Raw genomic sequence first — 7487 nt, forward strand, 5'->3', positions numbered from 1 at the left:
GGGGACGACCTGGGCTACGCCGTTCGGGTGCGCGGCGTTCCGGGGTGAGGGCGGACGTGCCGCTTCCGGGTCACAGCGGATGCCGCCCGGTCGGACGCCACTAGGCTGAGGTGGGGGGCGCGAGGCCGTACGTCCGCCCCTTCGTCCCCTCCCCTCCCGTCCCCTTCTCCTCTCATCTCTCCGGACCGCCATGCGCGCTCTCCCCGTATCGCGTTCCCGCGCCCTGCCGCGCCGGCTCGCCCCGCTGTTCGCGGTGGCGCTGACGGTGGCCGCCCTGCCGCCGGCGGCGTACGCGGCCGCCACGGGCGGCCCCTCCCACGCCCCGGGGCCGAAGGCGCCCAAGGAGTTCGTCGCGCTGCACGACGTCGATCCGACGATCCGCCAGGAGATCCGCTACCGCACGGCCCACAACTTCGTCGGCACCCCGATCGACGGCTACCGCAAGCCGATGTGCATCCTCACCGCCGCCGCGGCCCGGGCGCTGCGCTCGGCGCAGCGCGAGCTGCTGGCCCGGGGCTACTCGCTGAAGGTCTACGACTGCTACCGCCCGCAGAGCGCCGTGAACCACTTCGCGACCTGGGCGAAGGACCTCCGGGACACGGCGATGCGGGGCGAGTTCCACCCGAGGGTGGACAAGAGCCGGCTGTTCACGGACGGCTATGTCGCCGAGCGGTCGGGGCACAGCCGGGGCAGCACGCTGGATGTGACGATCGTGCGGCTTCCGGCGTGGCCGACCAGGCCGTACGTGCGCGGCGAGCCGCTGAAGCCGTGCTACGCCCCGAAGGCCGAGCGCTTTCCGGACAACTCCGTCGACATGGGCACGGGGTTCGACTGCTTCGACACCCTGTCGCACACCCTCGACCCCCGGATCACCGGTGAGCAGCGGGCGCACCGGCTGTTGCTGAAGGAGACCCTGGAGGGCGTGGGGTTCGTGAACTTCGCGCAGGAGTGGTGGCACTACAGCCTCCGCCGGGAGCCGTTCCCGCACACCTACTTCGACTTCCCCGTCTCCCGGCGGTCGCTCACGTCCTAAGCGCTTGCGTCTTGGGCGCTCACGTCCTGGGCGCCGCTTCCCGGGCGCTCGCTTCCCGGGCGTTCACGTCCTGGCGGCGGGCGGTTCCGGCCGCATCACGCATGAGGAACGGCAGCACGCGCGGCAGCACATCGGCCGATCTGCCCCAGCCCTCGACGTGGTCCACCTCCGGCAGGGAGAAGAACCGCGTGCCGGTCCTCTCGGCGAAGGTCCGCATCGGTTGGTGCCAGGGGTCGGCCGTGCCCGCGTACATGAGCATCGGGACATCGGATGCCGCGAGCCCGGCGTGCACGCCGGGCTCGTGCAGGAACGCGTCGAAGTTCGCGCGCAGGGCGGCCGGGTGAACGGCCTCGATGACCTCCGCCAGCGTGGGATCGGCCATGGCCGCCTGCCGCATCAGCGGGTACGGGTCGGTGTCGGCCGGGAGGTCCAGGAGACGCAGCATCGCGTCGACGGCGGACCGGAAGCCGTGGAGGGGGTCGAAGGCGCCGGCCACGAGCCGGGTGAGCCGTTCGGGCGCGTGCAGGGCGACGGCGTAGCCGGTCAGGGCCCCCAGCGAGTAGCCCCAGAACGCCGCCGTGTCCGCTCCCACGTCGTCGAGCACGGCGGTGACGTACTCGGCACGCCGCTCCAGTGCGTACGCCGCCGGGTCCCGCGGGGCACCGCTGCCGCCCAGGCCCAGCGGGTCCACCGTGATCACGGTATGGGTGGCGGTCAGCGTCGTGGTGTAGCCGGCCCGGCTCCAGTGGCTGCCGACTTGGAACATGCCCGGGTGCAGCAGCAGCGGGGGGCCGTCCCCCGACACCTCGTAAGCGATCTCGTATCCGTTGCTGTGCGCGATGGGCATCCGTTGCTCCTTGCCGCCGATGGCCCGGTCGGGTCGCTCGGCGAGGCTATCGGCGGCCTGCGGCACCCCACCCGCCGGGGGCCGGGAGGCGCGGCCGAGGAGGGACCCCTACTCTCCGGTGCGGAGTGTGAACTCTGCGTGAATCGTGCGCCCTTGTCCCTTGACCGAGGACATCATGCTGGGGTGCGCTCCTGGACGGACCATCTTCGCTTCGCCTTCCAGCCCGTCGTGAATCTCACGACCGGATCGGTGGCGGCGCTGGAGATATTCGCCCGGCCCGTGGTCGGCGACGTGGTCGCGCAGGCCCGCCGCAACCCCGAGCTGGACGGGGAGCTCGCGGCGCTGGCCGTCCGGGCCGCGGCCCGGCAGGGGACCCTGCTGCCGCTGCACGTGAACGTGTTCGCGGCGACCGCCGCGGCGCTCAGCGGCCTGGCGTCGCTGCGCGCGGCGGTGGCCGACGCGGGCCGGCGGACGTGGGAGGTGACCGTCGACCTCGGCGCGCCGTTCACCGACGTGCCCCGGCAGAAGCTGCTCGCGACGGCCCGCGCGCTGCGCGCGGACGGCTTCCGGATCTGCGCCGACGGCGTGGGCGACGGCGATGTGCCGCTGCGTCTGCTGGCCGACCTGGCGCCGGACATCATCAAGGTCGACGGCACGCTGGTGGCCCGGCTGCCGGACGACCGCGGGCATCGCGCGCTGGTGGCCGGGCTGCGCCGGTTCTGCGACGGCGCGGGCGGGCTGCTGGCGGTCGAGGGCGTGGAGACAGAACTGCAGTGCGCGGCGGCCCGGGAGGCGGGTGCCCAGCTCGCCCAGGGCGACCTCTTCGCCCCGGCCGCGCGCCGGCCGGCCGCCGATGTGTACCACCCCCTGGTGCTGCCGCCGCTGCCGTCCTCGGCGCCGATCGGGCCGTCCGTACTGGAGTTCGTCCAGCCGGCGGCGCTGCTGCCGGTGTCCGCCTCGGCCGAGGAGGTGCGCACGCTGCTGACGGCTCATCCGGAGATGTCCGGGGTGGTGCTGGTGGACGCCGAGGGCGCGCCGGTCCGCGCGGTGCACCGCGACCGCTTCCTGCTGACCCTCTCGGGCCGCTACGGGCACGCCCTGTACGCGGACCGGCCGGCCGTACGGCTCGCGGACCAGCCCCGTACGGTCGGCACGGACGCGACGGCCTGGGAGGTGCTGGACGTGGTGGCGGCCGGGGCCCGGGTCCGCACGGGCGACGACGTGACGGTCGTGGACGACGCGGGGCGCTGTGTGGGCGTGGTGCATCTGGCCGACATCGTGCGGGCGCTCGCGGAGAGCCGGGTGGAGGAGGCGGCGCGGCTCAACCCCCTGACCCGGCTGCCGGGCTCGGACGCGATCAACGCCGAGGTGGACCGGTGGATCGCCGACGGCCGGGAGTTCTCCCTGAGCTGGCTGGACGTCGACGGCTTCAAACAGGTGAACGACGGGGCGGGGTTCGCCGCGGGCGACGAGCTGATCCGTTCGGTGGGCCGGGCGCTGGCGGCGGCCGCGGCGGAGTGGCCCACGGCGCGCATCGGCCACATCGGCGGGGACGACTTCCTGGTGCTGGCGGAGCCGGAGGGGCTGGAACCGCTGGCCGCGGCGGTGCTGGACGCGCCCTGGTCGGCCGGCGGGATGCCGGTGACGCTGTCGCTGGCGACCGTGGTGTGCCGGCCGGGCAGCGTGGCCGGGCACCGGGAGGCGGCGGCCTGCCTGGCGCCGCTGAAGCGGGCGGCCAAGGCGATGCCCGGGGCGAGCTGGGTGGTGAGCCGCCCGGAGGACGCGGAGCGGCCCGAGGTGCGGCGGCCGGTGGAGGCGCTGCCCGGGGTGTGCGCGCCGGCCGAGGCGTTCCGGAAGCCGGCCCAGCCGGCGCCCCAGCCGCCGCGCCATGTGCCGGCGGCCGGCTGACCCGCTGTCCGCCATCCGCTGACCCACTGCCCTGCTTGCCGGCTGCTGACCTGCCGTCCGCCACCTGCTGACCCGCGCTGCCCACGGCCTGCCGACCTGCCGCCTCCTGACCTGCTGCCTGCCGTCCGCCGGCCTCCGCCGCTCGCGCCTTCGGAGAATTCGGCGCCTTCCCGACCATCCTGGACACGAGGGTCGTGTCAGCCGAGGGGATGGCCATGAGGGACCGTTACGTCGCCGCGATCGACCAGGGGACGACCTCCAGCCGGTGCATGGTGTTCGACCGGAGCGGCGGTGTCGTCGGCGTCGACCAGCGCGAGCACCGGCAGATCTTCCCCCGGCCCGGCTGGGTGGAGCACGACGCGGCGGAGATCTGGTCCACGGTGCGGGCGGTGGTGGACGGGGCGCTGCGCGCGGCCGGCATCGGCCCCGACCGGCTGGCCGCCGTGGGCGTCACCAATCAGCGCGAGACCACCGTGCTGTGGGACCGGGCGACCGGCGAGCCGGTGCACAACGCCCTCGTCTGGCAGGACACCCGCACGGCCGCGCTCTGCCGGGAGCTGGCCGGCGCCGAGGGGCCCGGCCGGTTCCGGGAGACCACCGGGCTGCCGCTGGCGAGCTACTTCTCCGGGCCCAAGGCCGCCTGGCTGCTGGACCGGGTGCCGGGGCTGCGCGCCCGGGCGGAGCGCGGCCGGATCGCCTTCGGCACCGTCGACTCCTGGCTGATCTGGAATCTGACCGGCGGCCCGGACGGCGGGGCGCACGTCACCGATGTCACCAACGCGGGGCGCACCCTGCTGATGGACCTGGAGACGCTGCAGTGGGACCGGTCGATCCTGGCGGCCATGGACCTGCCGGAGGCGATGCTTCCGGAGATTCGTTCCTCCGCGGAGGTGTACGGCACGGCGGTGGGGTCGCTCGCCGGGGTGCCGGTGGCGTCGGCGCTGGGCGACCAGCAGGCGGCGCTCTTCGGACAGGCGTGCTACGCGGACGGGGACGCGAAGAACACCTATGGCACCGGGAGCTTTCTGCTGCTCAACACGGGCGACCGGCCGGTGCCGTCGAAGCACGGGCTGCTGACGACCGTGGCGTACCGGATCGGCGGCGAGCGGCCCGCGTACTGCCTGGAGGGGTCGATCGCCGTCACGGGCGCGCTGGTGCAGTGGTTCCGCGACCAGCTCGGGGTGATCCGTACGGCCGCCGAGATCGAGCCGCTGGCGGCCAGCGTCGAGGACAACGGCGGGGCGTACGTCGTCCCGGCGTTCTCCGGGCTCTTCGCCCCGTACTGGCGCTCCGACGCGCGCGGGGTGATCACCGGGCTGACCCGCTACGCCACCAAGGCGCATCTGGCGCGCGCCGTGCTGGAGGCGACGAGCTGGCAGACGCGCGAGGTGGTGGACGCCATGTACGAGGACTCGGGGACGCGCGTCGCCGCGCTGAAGGTGGACGGCGGGATGACCGCCAACAACCTGCTGATGCAGCATCAGGCGGATGTGCTGGACGTGCCGGTGCTGCGGCCGGCCGTCGCCGAGACGACCTGCCTGGGCGCGGCGTACGCGGCCGGGCTGGCGACCGGGGTCTGGCAGGACCTGGACGAGCTGCGGGGGCTGTGGCGGCCGGACGCCGAGTGGACCCCGCGGATGCCTGCGGACGAGCGCGAGCGCGAACACCGGGCCTGGCGCAAGGCGGTGGAGCGCAGCTTCGGGTGGCTCGACGGGGACGAGGGCGGTTCCCGGGGCGGTGGGGGCTGAGGGCGGGGGTCACGGGGGCCGGGGCCCCGGGCGCGCGGTCAGGTGCGGGCCGGCAGCCGGTGTCGTACGGCCGCGTGCATCGCGTGCTCGACGACGGACACCAGCACCTCCTTGGCGGACTCCCGGTCGCGGGCGTCGCACAGCAGCAGGGGCACGCCCGGGTCGAGGTCGAGGGCGTCGCGGACGGTCTCGACGGGGTAGCGGTCGGCGCCGTCGAAGCAGTTGACGGCGACGGTGAAGGGGATGCCGCGGCGTTCGAAGTAGTCCACGGCGGCGAAGCAGTTGTCGAGCCGCCGGGTGTCGGCGAGGACGACCGCGCCCAGGGCGCCGCGGGCCAGCTCGTCCCAGAGGAACCAGAAACGGTCCTGCCCGGGGGTGCCGAAGAGGTAGAGCACCAGGTCGTCGCGGAGGGTGATGCGGCCGAAGTCCATGGCGACGGTGGTGGTGCGCTTGCCCTCCACACCGGCCAGGGAGTCCACCGGGCGGCCGGCCTCGGTGAGGAGCTCCTCGGTGAGCAGCGGTTTGATCTCGCTGACCGAGCCCACCAGCGTGGTCTTGCCGACGCCGAAGCCGCCCGCCACCAGGATCTTGAACGTCACCGGCTCGACGGCGGGTTCACGATGTCGCCCCAAGCGCCCGAAGGCCATGGCTCTCTTCTCCCGGTTCGGTCGTTCACGCAGGTCACAGGCGGGCATGCCGAACAAGCGCCCGCTGGGGCCGCCATCAGCAAGGGCACCGTACAACGTCGTCGTCCGGCGTCCCATGCGTACGCTCCGGCGCGATATCGAACAGCAACTGAAGAGCGAGTGCACACAACTGGTTCTCCACCAGGCGGCTGTGCGAGACCTCGGAGGCGGTGACCGTGGCGGCGGCATCCGCGCCCGGGCTCAGGCGAGCATCCGCGCCCGTGCCGCCGCCGGGGCCTGCGCCGGGGTCCGGGCCGGGGCGGGTGGTGGCGCTCAGCTCCCGGTAGCGGCCCCACGCCTCGTCCAGCCGCTCCTCGGGCGGAACGCGGCCCGTACTGCCGCAGTCGGACACCAGCTCGGCCAGGAGTTCCAGCAACTCCCCGAACCGGGCGCGGAACGCGTCGCCCACCGGCGGGCCCTGGGCCGTGCCGCCCACCCGCCCGGCCGCCCGGGCGAGCACCCGGGACTGCTCGGCGACCGCGTACAGCGCCTCCAGCGCCGTACGGGCGGGCCGCGGGTCGCCGTGCCGGGTCAGCTGGGAGCGCGGGTTGAAACGGTGGCTCTCCGCCGCCCGCTCCTGCGCCTCGGCCACCTCCAGCGTGCCCCGGTGCACGGCCCGCGCGCGCTCGGCCCGGTGCTCGGCGCTCAACGGCTCGCCGCTGCGCACCTCCTGGGCGATGTCGCGCAGCAGGTCGGCGGTGCGCCGGGCCAGCAGCTGCGCCGCCCGGCCGGCCTCGGCGCGGCGCAGCGCGGGCGGCCAGGCGAGGTTGACCAGCAGTCCCACGGCGATGCCGATGGCCACATGGGCCAGCCGGGGCGCCGCGTAGCCGACCGGCTGTCCGTTGCCGGCCAGCAGCGTGAACAGCGCGGTGAACGGCACCTGGATGCCCTGGCCGTCGAGGAGCGGCCAGGAGGCCAGGAGCAGGGCGAGGGGGACGACGGCGACGATGCCCCACAGGGTCGGGCCGAGGAGCCAGGACACCGGCACGGCGAGCAGGGCTCCGAGCAGGAAACCGAGCCCGTAGCGGCCCGCTTCGCGGAGCGAGCGCAGCACGGTGGGGTAGACGCCCAGGAGCGCGGCCAGGGCGGCGAAGTACGGCTGGTCCTCGCCGGGGAGCAGGCGGGCCAGCCACCAGGCCGCCGCAGCGGCGACGGTGGCCTTGGGGACGAGGGAGACGTCCTGTCGGGGGAGGGCCCTGAGGGCCCGGAGTATCGGGACGGGCAGACGATCGCTCATCGGGCCTCGGAGATCGGGGGTCGGGGGT

At 74.6% G+C, this 7487-nt stretch carries 6 protein-coding genes; 3 read left to right on the forward strand and 3 right to left on the reverse strand.

The annotated features are described in order from the left end of the window. Window positions 1-190 precede the first annotated feature (190 nt). Complete coding sequence (locus ACSNOD_RS25960; protein ID WP_436769480.1) at window positions 191-1033, forward strand: M15 family metallopeptidase; 843 nt, start codon at window positions 191-193, stop codon at window positions 1031-1033. Between the two features lie 19 nt (window positions 1034-1052). Here the strand turns inward: ACSNOD_RS25960 and ACSNOD_RS25965 are convergent, their stop codons facing one another. After that, a complete protein-coding gene (locus ACSNOD_RS25965) occupies window positions 1053-1880 on the reverse strand; it encodes an alpha/beta fold hydrolase (RefSeq protein ID WP_436769481.1) in 828 nt (275 codons plus the stop codon). Between the two features lie 183 nt (window positions 1881-2063). Between ACSNOD_RS25965 and ACSNOD_RS25970 the strand changes: the two genes are divergently transcribed. Together ACSNOD_RS25970 and glpK are read left to right on the forward strand one after the other, a co-directional pair. Further along, entirely contained in the window at window positions 2064-3788 is a 1725-nt protein-coding gene (locus ACSNOD_RS25970) for an EAL domain-containing protein (RefSeq protein ID WP_436769482.1), read from the forward strand. A gap of 215 nt (window positions 3789-4003) precedes the next feature. Further along, window positions 4004-5536: a glycerol kinase GlpK gene (glpK, locus tag ACSNOD_RS25975; RefSeq protein WP_436769483.1), complete on the forward strand. Its 1533-nt coding sequence runs from the start codon at window positions 4004-4006 to the stop codon at window positions 5534-5536. Window positions 5537-5574: 38 nt separating this feature from the next. Here glpK and ACSNOD_RS25980 read toward each other — a convergent pair whose 3' ends face one another. Continuing rightward, window positions 5575-6183: a GTP-binding protein gene (locus ACSNOD_RS25980; RefSeq protein ID WP_436769484.1), complete on the reverse strand. Its 609-nt coding sequence runs from the start codon at window positions 6181-6183 to the stop codon at window positions 5575-5577. 76 nt (window positions 6184-6259) lie between these two features. Then, window positions 6260-7487, reverse strand: a 1228-nt coding sequence (locus tag ACSNOD_RS25985; RefSeq protein ID WP_436769485.1) for an FUSC family protein, incomplete at its 5' end; no start/stop codon positions are given.

This window comes from Streptomyces sp. URMC 123 (genome assembly GCF_051386515.1).
Lineage (GTDB): Bacteria > Actinomycetota > Actinomycetes > Streptomycetales > Streptomycetaceae > Streptomyces.